13 protein-coding genes are annotated in these 12,400 nt (G+C 54.5%); 3 read left to right on the top strand and 10 right to left on the bottom strand.

The window, feature by feature from the left end:
- Positions 1-9 precede the first annotated feature (9 nt).
- Positions 10-264, bottom strand: a complete 255-nt coding sequence (gene cedA, locus ACMWLG_RS02575; RefSeq protein ID WP_071845469.1) for a cell division activator CedA — start codon at positions 262-264, stop codon at positions 10-12.
- Between the two features lie 188 nt (positions 265-452).
- Here cedA and katE point away from each other — a divergent pair, with 188 nt between their 5' ends.
- Positions 453-2,681 carry a catalase HPII gene (katE, locus tag ACMWLG_RS02570; RefSeq protein WP_045401497.1) on the top strand — a complete coding sequence of 743 codons (2,229 nt, stop codon included), beginning with the start codon at positions 453-455 and terminating at the stop codon, positions 2,679-2,681.
- Positions 2,682-2,805: 124 nt separating this feature from the next.
- On the opposite strand, the gene chbG is transcribed toward katE, so the two are convergent.
- The 7 genes from chbG to osmE form a co-directional block, all read right to left on the bottom strand.
- Positions 2,806-3,555, bottom strand: coding sequence for a chitin disaccharide deacetylase (chbG, locus tag ACMWLG_RS02565; RefSeq protein ID WP_045401499.1), 750 nt, complete (start codon positions 3,553-3,555; stop codon positions 2,806-2,808).
- Positions 3,556-3,566: 11 nt separating this feature from the next.
- Complete coding sequence (locus tag ACMWLG_RS02560) at positions 3,567-4,922, bottom strand: 6-phospho-beta-glucosidase (protein WP_045401502.1); 1,356 nt, start codon at positions 4,920-4,922, stop codon at positions 3,567-3,569.
- A 109-nt stretch (positions 4,923-5,031) separates the two neighbouring features.
- Positions 5,032-5,874 (bottom strand): transcriptional regulator ChbR, encoded by an 843-nt coding sequence (gene chbR, locus ACMWLG_RS02555; RefSeq protein ID WP_071789366.1) that lies wholly within the window; start codon positions 5,872-5,874, stop codon positions 5,032-5,034.
- 5 nt (positions 5,875-5,879) lie between these two features.
- Positions 5,880-6,227, bottom strand: a complete 348-nt coding sequence (gene chbA / locus ACMWLG_RS02550; protein WP_023311284.1) for a PTS N,N'-diacetylchitobiose transporter subunit IIA — start codon at positions 6,225-6,227, stop codon at positions 5,880-5,882.
- A gap of 47 nt (positions 6,228-6,274) precedes the next feature.
- The gene (gene chbC / locus ACMWLG_RS02545; protein ID WP_023311283.1) at positions 6,275-7,633 is read right to left on the bottom strand and encodes a PTS N,N'-diacetylchitobiose transporter subunit IIC; all 1,359 of its coding nucleotides are present in this window, start codon (positions 7,631-7,633) and stop codon (positions 6,275-6,277) included.
- 78 nt (positions 7,634-7,711) lie between these two features.
- A complete protein-coding gene (gene chbB / locus ACMWLG_RS02540) occupies positions 7,712-8,029 on the bottom strand; it encodes a PTS N,N'-diacetylchitobiose transporter subunit IIB (RefSeq protein ID WP_008500676.1) in 318 nt (105 codons plus the stop codon).
- Positions 8,030-8,310: 281 nt separating this feature from the next.
- On the bottom strand, positions 8,311-8,655 hold the full coding sequence (gene osmE, locus ACMWLG_RS02535; protein ID WP_010430142.1) for an osmotically-inducible lipoprotein OsmE: 345 nt from the start codon (positions 8,653-8,655) through the stop codon (positions 8,311-8,313).
- A gap of 232 nt (positions 8,656-8,887) precedes the next feature.
- On the opposite strand from osmE, the gene nadE reads away from it, so the two are divergent.
- Both nadE and cho read left to right on the top strand, forming a co-directional pair.
- Positions 8,888-9,715, top strand: a complete 828-nt coding sequence (gene nadE, locus ACMWLG_RS02530) for an ammonia-dependent NAD(+) synthetase (RefSeq protein ID WP_414762945.1) — start codon at positions 8,888-8,890, stop codon at positions 9,713-9,715.
- Positions 9,716-9,893: 178 nt separating this feature from the next.
- Complete coding sequence (gene cho / locus ACMWLG_RS02525) at positions 9,894-10,772, top strand: excinuclease Cho (protein ID WP_045401611.1); 879 nt, start codon at positions 9,894-9,896, stop codon at positions 10,770-10,772.
- On the opposite strand, the gene ves is transcribed toward cho, so the two are convergent.
- Positions 10,750-11,307, bottom strand: a complete 558-nt coding sequence (gene ves, locus ACMWLG_RS02520) for an environmental stress-induced protein Ves (RefSeq protein ID WP_045401506.1) — start codon at positions 11,305-11,307, stop codon at positions 10,750-10,752. The genes cho and ves overlap by 23 nt on opposite strands.
- 297 nt (positions 11,308-11,604) lie before the next feature.
- Positions 11,605-12,099, bottom strand: coding sequence for an ATP-independent periplasmic protein-refolding chaperone Spy (gene spy, locus ACMWLG_RS02515; RefSeq protein ID WP_023311279.1), 495 nt, complete (start codon positions 12,097-12,099; stop codon positions 11,605-11,607).
- Between the last annotated feature and the right edge of the window lie 301 nt (positions 12,100-12,400).

Here is a 12,400-nt window from a genome sequence, read left to right as displayed (position 1 = left end):
TTATGGCTGTTATTCTTCGACCTCTTCATCCTGGCGGATCTGCATCGCCCACCGCTGCGCTGACTCCGGCACCGTAAACGTGGGCGAGCGGCGGAAATGTTCGCCGATCAGCACGAAGGCCACGTATTTCCCCCGAAGCTGCCAGACATCGCGAAAACCCTCCACTTTCAGGGCGTGGTCTGGCGGCGCGGGCTCAACGCGGGGCACATAGCTAATAACCTGGCGGTTTTGTTGACGAAGAGGTTTCATAAGCGGCTGGTTCACTAAAGCAAATTCTTGAAGCAGGAAAATTCTATGATAGCCGATCCTGCTGCCTTCCGTCGCGCCCCAAGTGGGCCTGAAGGCTCCTTTCGTCAATGGCGGCATGTGAAAACTCTTAGTTCACGAGCCATCTCGCGACATTGTTCTATCCTTAATAGGGTTTTTAGCAATGGATAAAGGAGAAGCGTGCAATGTCGAACAAAGATAAAACACATCAATCACCGATTCATGGCACTGAAGAATCTCAACCGGGTATGGACTCTCTCGCCCCTGCTGACGGCTCTCATCGCCCCTCCCCTGGCCCCTCCGCACCGGGAAGCATGAAATCGCCGGACACGGGAAACGAGAAGCTGAAATCGCTTGAGCCGCACCGCAAAGGCGGCGAAGGCTTTGCGCTCACCACCAATCAGGGCGTGCGGATTGCTGACGATCAGAACTCTCTTCGCGCAGGCGCGCGCGGGCCAACCCTGCTGGAAGACTTTATCATGCGGGAAAAAATCACCCATTTTGACCACGAGCGGATACCGGAACGCATTGTCCACGCGCGCGGCTCGGCAGCGCACGGCTACTTCCAGCCCTACAAGAGTCTGAAAGACATCACCAAAGCGGATTTCCTCTCTGACCCGGATAAAATCACCCCGGTGTTTGTGCGCTTCTCCACCGTGCAGGGCGGCGCCGGTTCGGCAGATACGGTTCGGGATATCCGCGGCTTTGCCACCAAGTTTTATACCGAAGAGGGTATTTTCGATCTGGTGGGCAATAACACCCCGGTGTTCTTCATTCAGGACGCGCATAAATTTCCTGACTTTGTCCATGCGGTAAAACCGGAGCCCCACTGGGCCATACCGCAGGGACAAAGTGCGCACGACACCTTCTGGGACTACGTCTCACTGCAGCCTGAAACCTTACACAACGTGATGTGGGCGATGTCAGACCGCGGCATTCCGCGCAGCTATCGCACGATGGAAGGGTTTGGTATCCATACCTTCCGTCTGATCAATGCCGAGGGCAAAGCCACGTTTGTGCGCTTCCACTGGAAGCCGGTGGCGGGCAAAGCCTCGCTGGTGTGGGACGAGGCGCAGAAGCTGACCGGGCGCGACCCGGACTTCCATCGCCGCGAGCTGTGGGAGTCCATTGAAGCGGGCGATTTCCCGGAATACGAACTGGGCCTGCAGCTCATACCGGAAGAGGACGAATTTAAGTTCGATTTCGACCTGCTTGACCCGACGAAGCTGATTCCGGAAGAGCTGGTGCCGGTACAGCTGGTGGGCAAAATGGTGCTCAACCGCAACCCGGATAACTTCTTCGCCGAAAACGAGCAGGCCGCATTCCACCCCGGGCATATCGTGCCGGGGCTGGACTTCACCAACGATCCGCTCCTGCAGGGACGGTTGTTCTCGTACACCGATACGCAGATCAGCCGTCTTGGCGGGCCGAACTTCCACGAAATCCCGATTAACCGCCCAACCTGCCCGTACCACAACTTCCAGCGCGACGGGATGCACCGTCAGGATATTGATACCAACCCGGCGAACTATGAGCCGAACTCTATCAACGATAACTGGCCGCGCGAAACGCCGCCGGGGCCGAAACGCGGTGGATTCGAATCGTATCAGGAGCGTATCGACGGCAATAAAATCCGCGAGCGCAGCCCGTCGTTCGGCGAGTATTACGCCCACCCTCGCCTGTTCTGGAACAGCCAGACGCCGATTGAGCAGCAGCACATCATCGGCGGCTTCAGCTTTGAGCTGAGCAAAGTGGTGCGTACCTACATCCGCGAGCGTGTGGTCGATCAGCTGGCGCGCATTGATATTCAGCTCGCCCAGAGCGTTGCGGATAACCTGGGCATTACGCTGACCGATGAGCAGCGCAACATTGCCCCGCCGAAAGAGGTTAACGGCGTGAAGAAAGATCCGTCGCTGAGCCTGTATGCCGTGCCGGGTGGGTCAATTAAAGGCCGCGTGGTCGCCATCCTGCTGAACGACAAAACCCGCGCCAGCGACGTGCTGGGGATTATGCAGGCGCTGAAGACCCAGGGCGTGCATGCGAAACTGCTTTATTCCCGCATGGGGGAAGTGACCGCCGATGACGGCTCCGTGCTGCCGGTGGCGGCAACCTTTGCCGGGGCGCCATCGCTGACCGTTGATGCGGTGATTGTGCCGGGCGGGGATATTGACAGCCTGCTGACCAACGGTGACGCGGTGTATTATCTGCTCGAAGCCTATAAGCACCTGAAACCGATCGCGCTGTCCGGCGACGCGCGACGGTTTAAGGCGCAGCTGAAGGTGGCCGATCAGGGTGAGGACGGCATTGTCGAGGGAGACAACGTTGACGATGCCTTTATGACGAAGCTGTTTGATTTGCTCGCCGCGCACCGCGTCTGGTCGCGCAGCAGTAAGATCGATCAGATTCCAGCGTAAAAATCATTCCCGGTCGTGCGGCCTGATGCCCTCACTCCGCCCCTCTCCCACGGGAGAGGGAGAAAACAATAAAAACGGTAACCCTGGTTACCGTTTTGCTTTTACCTCGCCACCGGGCTTTGTCTTAAAGATCCCCGAACGTCCCCAACCGATACCCACGCTCGGCAATAGCATACTTCAGCGACGCCGACGTCAGCACGTCCAGCTCCGCCAGGCGCGGCCAGCAGTAGGCGCTCTTACGTACGGTGTTATCGACAAAAGCAGGATGCGCCATGACCTCCAGCGATCGCTCCCCCCGCGCGGCGGAATCATCCAGCACCTTCAGGAACAGCGCTTCGCCGATCTCGTCGCCGTAAAATGCGCTGCTGAACCCCTCAGTGGTGGTCACGGCGCAGTCGGGCACGCCGTGCGCCTCCCTGTCCACGCGCATCGCCACGCCTTTACGCTGCGCAAACTCCGCGACAATCGGGAAAATCGCCGGGATCATATGCACGTGGTGATGGCTGTCGATGTGCGTCGGCGCCTTACCAAACGCGTCAATAAAGCGGTTGAACTGACGCTCCAGCTCGCCGGCAATCTCTTCGAGCGGCAGAGCGCCCTGCTCCGCCTGTTCCCAAATCCATTTGCCCAGCTGGCCGTCGCGCGTCAGGCCCGGCATTGGCGAAAGCGGCATCCCGAGCGTCAGCACAAAATGCATGCCGACGCCCAGCTCCGGCACCTCGCGGCTCAGCTGCGCCGCGTGTTCAACCGCCTCACCATTCACCAGTGCCGTGGTCGAGGTCACAACACCCCGGCGACAGGCTTCAATAATGCCGTAGTTCTGACCTTTCGAGAGGCCAAAATCATCAGCATTAACGATCAGCAGGTTTTCCATTGTGCGTCCTCTCAGTGGTGTTTGAACTTCAGCTTCTCGATAGTGGCGGCAAAGTTCGGCAACCATTTTTCATGCGCCAGGATCATCTCGCCGGCCAGCTGCTCCGCATCGCGGTCGGAATGTACCAGCGGGCTGAGGTTCAGTGCCAGCAGCACGTCATTGAGCTCGCCGCTCAGCGCCGCGTTGCTTGCCGCCACTTCAAAGCCTTTGATGGTGTGGATCAGGCCCATGACCTTATCATCGAAGTGGGTGATGCGTGGATGCGGTTTAGCGCCATCGCGTCCCAGGATGCAGGTCATCTCAACCGCCCAGTCCGCCGGGATATTGTCGATATGGCCGTGGTGCGGCACATTGACATAGTGCTCCGCCTGCTTGTCGTTGTAGATGGCGTTAATCACCTCGCACGCCGCATCGGAGTAGTAGGCCCCGCCGCGCTGCTCCAGCTCTTTCGGTTTGACGTTCAGGTTCGGATCTTTATACAAATCGAACAGCTGCTTCTCGACTTTCTGAACGATCTGCGCGCGCGCGCCGCCCTTATAGTACTCTCCCATTTCGATGGCCAGCATCTCTTTCTGCTTGAAGTAGTAAAGCAGGTACGAGCACGGCAGCAGGTTCAGCGAGCGGATCAACCCTTCGCTGAACGGCAGGTCAAAGATGTTTTTCACCGATGCCGCCGTCAGGCGACCGGAAGCCACGCCGTCGAGCAGTTCGGCAAACCGTGATTTACCGTTCACGATCACGTCTTTAATGAATACCATGTGGTTCAGGCCGAACAGGTCGATGGAGAGATCGTCGCTGTCGGTCAGCGCCAGCACGTCGCGGATGAACATCTTCATGCCGATCGGAATGTTACAGACGCCGATAAAGCGTTTGAAACCGGTATGACGATAGACCGCCTCGGTCACCATCCCGGCCGGGTTGGTGAAGTTAATCACCCACGCGTTCGGGCAGATCTCCTCCACGTCTTTGACGATGTCGAAAATGACCGGGATGGTACGCAGGCCTTTGAACAGACCGCCCGCGCCGTTGGTCTCCTGCCCGAGATAGCCGTGGCTCAGCGGGATACGTTCGTCCAGCTCGCGCGCCTTCAGCTGGCCCACGCGCAGCTGGGTGGTGACGAAATCCGCATCTTTCAGCGCCAGACGGCGATCGAGGGTTTTATGCACGGTCAGAGGCACGCCCGCTTTCTCCACCATGCGCTGGCACAGGTCGAAAATAATATTCAGCTTTTCCTGACCTTCCTCAACGTCAACCAGCCATAATTCGCTGACCGGTAATTCATGATAACGTTTCAGAAAACCTTCAAGTAATTCCGGGGTATAGCTGCTGCCGCCACCAATGGTTACGACTTTTAATTTCTTCTGCATAATATCTCCCTTAGCGTATCAGGTTAATCGCCTGCAAGGTATAGCGTACTCTTCCCGCTATTTGGGCAAGCCATTAAAGCAATATTTGTGGCGGGTAATCCGCCGAAAGTTAATTAATTACCGTTAAATTCTTCCGGTAACTGTTCGGTGTGAATGAAGTCAATTTTTTAAAGGTCTTAATAAACAGGCTTGGACTACTGTATCCTGACTCGTAAGCAATATCGGTGACAGAGTAGTTGGTAATTTCCAGCTGTTTCTTTGCAAAATTAATGCGGATTTCATTAATAATTTGCACGGGTGTTTTACGATAATAGCGCTGCGTCGCGCGGGTCAGATATTCCTGGGATTTCCCCGACAGTGACACCATATTTTCCAGCGCATTTTCGCTGAACTGGCCTTTATCATGCATCAGCTCAACGGTGCTGCGCAGCCACTGTGGAATATCATCCGTCACCTGCTGCTCTTCACGATGATGGCGCAGCCGGTTCATCACGTAGAAGGTCACCGTTTCAATAAACTCATCAAATTCATTGTCGCGGAAGTTAAGCGAGGCGATAACCGTTTCAATCCAGGTCATAAACTCGTTTTTGACCCGATAGACCTGGGAGGCCACAAAGCAGAACGGCACCAGCGGCAGATAGTGCTTCTCAAAGAAGCGTCTGCTGACGCCCACATTCAGAATACGGGTGGCACCAAATTCGTAAAAGCTCTGGTGATAAGACCCCATCGGCAGGAAGACAAAATCCCCTCGCTCAAGCAGGACGCGCTTACCGTTGATCTCCTGGTAGTAGCGGCCGGTCAGAACAATCGTGAACTCGTAGTAGTCATGCTGGTGCAGACCGCTGGCGCTCTCCGTCTTGTTGTAGATAACCACGTGAAAATTTTTGCCATTAAACAGCTGCTGTTCAAGTGCGGTTTTAATTTCCATCGTGCTGACCTCCTGCTGCGAAATCCGACTCAGTGCATTTTCTCGTGAAGCTCGATGAGCTCCGCCACCAGCTCACGCGCCAGCATCGAGGTCATCAGGTGATCCTGCGCGTGGACCAGCACCAGGCTGACCTTCATCTTCCCTTCGCCCTGATCGCCTTCAATCAGCTTTGTCTGCACCAGGTGCGCTTCGTTCAGCGCCGTGCGGGACTGGTCCATCATGGTTTTCGCCGCGGCGAAATCTCCCTGCTTGGCCTGCTTCAGTGCGGCATAGGCCAGGCTGCGGGCCTGTCCGGAGTTGATGATAAGCCCCATCACCACTTCTTCGAGATCGTTCTCGACGGCTTCGTCTGCGACAATACTATCCAAATCTAACATGTTTAAGCTCCTTGTGGCTGGCGCGGGCTTCCCCGCGCCGGTCAATCTTAGAATTTCAGTGAGAGGGCAATATCCTCTTCGCTCTCTTCTTCATCAATAATGGTGGCGGCTTTGTTGGCAATCGCCACGAACGGCATGTACAGCAGGGTGGCAATCCCGAGGTTGAATATCGCCAGCAGGAAGGCTGCGACGCTGCCGTTGGTGTTGAAGAAGGCGCCCAGACCCGCCGGCATGGTCCACGGTGCAATGTTGGTGACCGGTGGAATGATGCCCATGTAATACGCCGTCAGGGTGATCGCGGCCAGCAGCGGCTGAATCAGGATGAACGGAATGAACATTACCGGGTTCATGATGATTGGCAGACCGAACAGAATCGGTTCGTTAATCTGGAAAATGCCTGATGGCAGCGCCAGCTTCGCGACCTGACGGTAGTCAGCACGACGAGAGACAATAAAGACCGCGATGATCAGACCCAAGGTCGCCCCGGTACCGCCCAGGAAGATATAGGAGTCAAGCATCGGCTTCGCCCACACATGGAAGGTTTTACCCGCTGCCAGCGCCGCGTCAACGGAGCCGTACTGCTGGTAAAGCGCAACGTTTTCCAGTGCCCAGGGGGTCATAATCCCGCTGTCCAGCGCGGCCAGTGCCAGTGAACCATGCACGCCAAAGAACCACAGCAGAGAAGTGAAAATCACATACGCCCAACCGACCACGCCACCCATCGACGCCAGCGGCGTAGAGATAGAGTCCATGATGATCTGGTGGAAGTTAGTGCCCCAGTGGGAGAGCGCCCAGGCGATAATCCCCATGATGGAGAGAATAATGAAGCCTGGAATCAACGCGGAAAATGAACGAGAAACGGAAGCCGGTACGCTATCCGGCAGGCGGATAACCCAGTTGCGACGGATAATAAAGGTGAACATTTCTGCCACCACCAGGCCGATAACAATACCGGAGATGATGTTGGCCCCGCCCAGCCAGTTGGCGCCAACGGCGTAGGCTTCACCCACGCTGTAAGGCGTTACGGTCATAAAGGCGGCGACGGATAATAACCCGGCAGCCAGCGGATCCACTTTACGCTCTTCTGCCAGTGCCATCCCAATAAAGAAAGGCGCCATCAGCGACATAATCCCTAACGTACCGTTATAGACGTTGCCGCCAATGGCTTTAAAACCATTAAGGGTTTCAATAGTGGATGCGTCTAACCGAATTCCTAATGAATAAAAGAAGGAACCTTCACCAAAGCTCAGAAAAACGTTGTTAATTAAAACGAACATGGCCCCAGCCAGCGTTAACGGCATTAATTTAATAAAGCCGTTTTTGATGGCATTAACGTGAGGCTGCTTTCCTATTTTAACAGCAAAAGGAAGGAGTACCTTTTCAAGTGAAGCGATGACTTTACTCATAGGAAAATACCCTTAAATGCCGTAACGCATGTTACGGCGTATTGTGTGTGAAATAACTCTTTGACGGGAAAATAAAAATTAATTAGCAGCTTTTTTAATGGCTGCCACAGCAGCTTTAAGAACACCTAAACCATCAATTTTGCCGTAAAGCCCCGAATCGATCACTTCGACCGGTTTATTGGGTAACAGTCGTTGAATTTCGGGCAACATATAGGCAATTTGCGGCCCCAGTAAAACAACATCGGCTGTCTGGCCTTTTTCGCCCGCCAGCGTCTCTGGAAACGCTTCAATCACCACAGGGACTTCATACTTTTCAGCCTGCGCACGCATCTTTGACACCAGAAGCGACGTTGACATGCCCGCTGAGCAGAACAGGTAGATATGTTTCTTTTCCATCGTGATTTCCCTCTTATATAACTACCTGCCATCGCGTTATCACTCGACTCGCTGTCCCGGCAGACAGGTAGCTTGCGTACTGTTGTTTATCGTTGGAGTGAGTATACGCAATGGTACAGACAGGGGATAATTCTGGATAGACTCAAATTGTCTCTCATTGACCTGGCTTGTTGACTCCCTTCACATTTCGGGCAAATAATTCGCGCAAAGAAATAAGATTTTCTGATGCATAAAAAAACCGGCCCATGGGCCGGTTTGTTAACATCCTCAGGCAAGCAGGGTTACTGCGCCTTAGGTGCCTGCGGATCGGTGTCGTATTCAGCACAGGTCTGATAGCCGGAGTTGATCACATGACCGGTATCATCCAGGGCGACGAAGTAGGTTTCTGCCTTACCATCACGTTGACCCAGGATATAGGTCTGGCAGGTCCCTTTCGCATGAATCATGGTCACTTCAGAAGAAGGTTTACCGGCAATCGCAGCTACCTGCGAACGAGTCATGCCTTTTTTAACGTCTTTTACTACGGGCTGCGTAAACTGATCCTTGGTGCGATCGTAAGCCGTACACCCTGCCAGCATAGTCAGTACCGCCGCTGCGCTAAGAATTCCTGCTACGTTCTTGTTCATATTCCGTCCTCTTGTTTATCAGCGTGTTATCTAAGCATGGGATAAAAAGTACTATTGTTCAACTTTGTGGATTACGCCAGACGAATTTCGGAAAATTCTAATAAAACAACGATAACCTGCTAAATCGGCGCAAATTAGCGCACTCGAAACTGTGATCCTTGTCGTTTCTCGCCCAAAGGGTTAGTTTTAACAGCTAACACATTCTGTTTATGTACTGCATATGGAGGGCGTGATGGCTCTGCAACAAGAGATTATTCAGGCACTGGGCGCGAAGCCTACGGTAGATGCACATGAAGAGATCCGCCGCAGCGTGGATTTTTTAAAATCGTACTTAAAAAAGAACGCGTTCCTGAAATCCATGGTGCTGGGCATCAGCGGCGGCCAGGACTCTACCCTGACCGGTAAACTCTGCCAGATGGCGATTTCAGAGCTTCGCGAAGAGACGGGCGATGAGAAACTGCAGTTTATCGCGGTGCGTCTTCCTTATGGCGTACAGGCGGACGAGCAGGATTGCCAGGATGCCATTGCCTTCATTCAGCCTGACCGCGTGCTGACCGTGAATATTAAGGGCTCGGTGCTGGCAAGCGAGCAGGCGCTTCGCGAAGCGGGCATTGAGCTGAGCGATTTTGTTCGCGGCAACGAGAAAGCCCGCGAGCGCATGAAAGCGCAGTACAGCATCGCCGGGATGACCAAAGGCGTTGTCGTCGGCACCGACCACGCGGCAGAAGCGATCACCGGTTTCTTCACCAAATACGGCGACGGCGGCACCGACATTAACCCTATCTTCCGTCTTAACAAGCGTCAGGGTAAGCAGCTGTTGGCCGCGCTGGGCTGTCCTGAGCATCTGTATAAGAAAGCGCCGACAGCGGACCTTGAAGACGATCGCCCTTCCCTGCCGGATGAAGCGGCCCTTGGCGTCACCTATGACAACATTGATGATTATCTGGAAGGCAAAAAGCTGGATGAAGGTACCGCGAAAATCATCGAAGGCTGGTATCTGAAAACCGAGCATAAGCGCCATACGCCAATTACGGTGTTTGACGACTTCTGGAAAAAATAAAGCAAAGCGGTAACCAGGTTACCGCTTTTAATGTTTGCGCCCTCTCCCGTGGGAGAGGGTTGGGGTGAGGGCATCAGGCCGCACGTCCTGGCCGGGTAAGGCGTAGCCGCCACCCGGCTCTTTTTTAACCACCACACTCCTGCTACACTGTATACCTGAACAGTATATGGAGCAGTATGTGAGCAGGCGTCAATCCGCCCCGCGTCTTGAATTTGAAGCGGCGGCTATCTACGAATATCCCGAACACCTTCGCCCCTGGCTTGAGGCGCTGCCTAAACAGCCGGGCGTGTACATCTTTCACGGTGAAAGCGACACCATGCCGCTCTATATCGGCAAGAGCGTTAACATTCGCAGCCGGGTGTTATCCCATCTGCGTACGCCGGACGAGGCCGCCATGCTGCGCCAGTCGCGACGCATTACCTGGTTCCAGACGGCGGGAGAAATGGGCGCGCTGCTGCTGGAGGCGCGGTTGATAAAAGAACAACAGCCGCTGTTCAATAAGCGCCTGCGCCGCAACCGTCAGCTCTGCTCGCTGCAGATAAACGATGCCAAGCCGCAGGTCGTCTACGCGCGCGACGTCGATTTTTCTCATGCCCCGAATCTCTATGGGCTGTTCGCCAATAAACGCGCCGCGCTCCAGGCGCTGCAGACGCTGGCGGACGATTTACAGCTTTGCTACAGCCTTTTAGGTCTGGAGGCAACTACCCGCGGACGCGCCTGTTTTCGATCCGCGCTGAAGCGCTGCGCCGGTGCCTGCTGCGGGAAAGAGAGCGTTGAGGCGCATCACGCCCGGCTTCTCACCGGTCTGGCGGCCATCAGCGTAAACTGCTGGCCCTGGGAGAGCGCCGTTGCGCTAAAAGAAGTGGGCGAGGCCATGACCCAGTATCACATCGTCAATAACTGGCTCTGGCTGGGCGCTGTCGACGACCTCAACGACGCGGCAACCCTGCTGCGCACGCCCGCCGGATTTGACCACGATGGCTACAAAATTCTCTGTAAACCGGTCCTGGCAGGAAAGTTTGAGATCATTGTGCTCAATGACCCGGCAGCCACGTGATTTCGCTGAACAATAAGGTACCCTGAGCCTCCAGCAGACGCAGCGTATGGGTACCCTCCTCCCAGCTGGCACCCTGATCGGCCGTCAGCAATTTATCGCCCAGCTGCCACGCCCCGCTTAGCACGAACACCACGCCCCCGCGTGAGCCAAAGGTGGTAAAGGTTCGGTCAGCAACGCGCACCTTCGCCCGGCAGCAGTCGCGCCGGGTCATGATATTAAAGTCCATCGCCATCCGCCCATCTGAAAGCAGCGCTTTCACCGGCAAATCGCCGGCAAAACTGTAGGGCTGATGATGCTTGAGGGTATGGGAGAACGCCTGACCCGCGTCCAGCGTCACCTCTCCCCCTTCCAGCAAGGTAATCACCCGGTCAACACCGGGAAACGAGGAGAATTCGCCGTTGCTGGCAATCGTCGCGATACTGGCGCGCCACTGAAAATCGCGCGTCGCGGGAGGGAAGCAGCAAATCTCACGCGTTTCGCCAGCACCATTGCGCCAGAGGCTGACCGGCATCTTACGGATATCAAAGAACTCCATCACCACTCCTGAATGGCACAACCGGTGCCAGGGCAAGGATATCGCTATCGTTGCTGTCTTGTTTGTTATCGTTGGGTATTCACAGAAACAGTATCGGCAGCAGAGCGGGCAGGCCTTAGCGGAACGTTAATAAAAATTCTAACGCCATGACTCTGCAAACATTCTCTGAAGCGACTACAGGAGGATACCGCGCTGGCGGCGGCAGGCAAGAGGGCAGGAAAGAAAAACCGCCGGTCCTGTCCACAGCGGTTGCGCTTTTGTGGACAGGATCCCGGCGGTCTTAAGAGTGTGAACCGATTATTCGGTTGGTGCTGGCATTTTACCTTCCATCGCCGGACGTTCTGTCAGACGCTTCTCAAAATTCGCATTAAATTGTTTTTTCTGTTCCGGGGTCAGAATGTTGTAGATCTTGTTCTGGGTTTCCATGTGAGCCAGCATGCGGGCTTTGTGCTGCTCGGCCATTTTGTCGATCTGCGCTTCGGCTTTCGCCTTATCGAAGCTGTCGCTGGCGATGATGTCATGCATCGCACGGCGCTCTTCAAGCGGAGGACGTTTCATCTGGTCGCGTTCACCTTTTCTGATGTCGCGGATCTGCTGCTTCTGCGCATCCGTCAGGTTGAGATCCTTAAACATCATCATCTCGTTGTGCATACCCGGACCTTTATGATGCATCATCATTTTGCCTTCAGCAGGCGCGGCAGTCGTAGTGGTCGCAGTATCTGCGGCGAACGCCATGCTGGTAGCGCCCAGAGCCAGGGTAGAAGCAACAAACAGTGCAGTAAACTTACGCATAATTTATTTCCTTTCTTTCAGTTATTCTTCGGCGCTATGCCGTGTTGACGAGATTAACTTTACGGGGTTTATCGTCAATTAGTCAGAGCAACGGTAAAACAATGAAAGTGTAAAAAACAAATTTTCGCCAAATGTGGAGGAAATAAGGATAAAGCGTGGAGAGTTGCAACAAAAAATATTCAATTCGATGATTTTAAAGAGATTTAGCAAAAGTATAGCGAAGTGCAGATCAATAATAAAGCAATTCACCAGGAATATTCTGCAAAATAAGCGCAAGCGCTTTAATCGTTAAGAAAAGTTT

The organism is Enterobacter sp. 01-M-02-SI-ECC (genome assembly GCF_047530595.1).
Taxonomy (GTDB): Bacteria; Pseudomonadota; Gammaproteobacteria; order Enterobacterales; family Enterobacteriaceae; genus Enterobacter; species Enterobacter cloacae_M.
This window is presented reverse-complemented; position numbering and strand designations above follow the sequence as displayed.

Coding starts and splice junctions, on each gene's coding strand:
- katE (WP_045401497.1), top strand. CDS start 453: ATGTCGAACAAAGATAAAACACATCAATCACCGATTCATGGCACTGAA.
- nadE (WP_414762945.1), top strand. CDS start 8,888: ATGGCTCTGCAACAAGAGATTATTCAGGCACTGGGCGCGAAGCCTACG.
- chbA (WP_023311284.1), bottom strand. CDS start 6,227: ATGTTAGATTTGGATAGTATTGTCGCAGACGAAGCCGTCGAGAACGAT.
- chbB (WP_008500676.1), bottom strand. CDS start 8,029: ATGGAAAAGAAACATATCTACCTGTTCTGCTCAGCGGGCATGTCAACG.
- ves (WP_045401506.1), bottom strand. CDS start 11,307: ATGGAGTTCTTTGATATCCGTAAGATGCCGGTCAGCCTCTGGCGCAAT.
- ACMWLG_RS02560 (WP_045401502.1), bottom strand. CDS start 4,922: ATGCAGAAGAAATTAAAAGTCGTAACCATTGGTGGCGGCAGCAGCTAT.
- chbG (WP_045401499.1), bottom strand. CDS start 3,555: ATGGAAAACCTGCTGATCGTTAATGCTGATGATTTTGGCCTCTCGAAA.
- spy (WP_023311279.1), bottom strand. CDS start 12,099: ATGCGTAAGTTTACTGCACTGTTTGTTGCTTCTACCCTGGCTCTGGGC.
- osmE (WP_010430142.1), bottom strand. CDS start 8,655: ATGAACAAGAACGTAGCAGGAATTCTTAGCGCAGCGGCGGTACTGACT.
- chbC (WP_023311283.1), bottom strand. CDS start 7,633: ATGAGTAAAGTCATCGCTTCACTTGAAAAGGTACTCCTTCCTTTTGCT.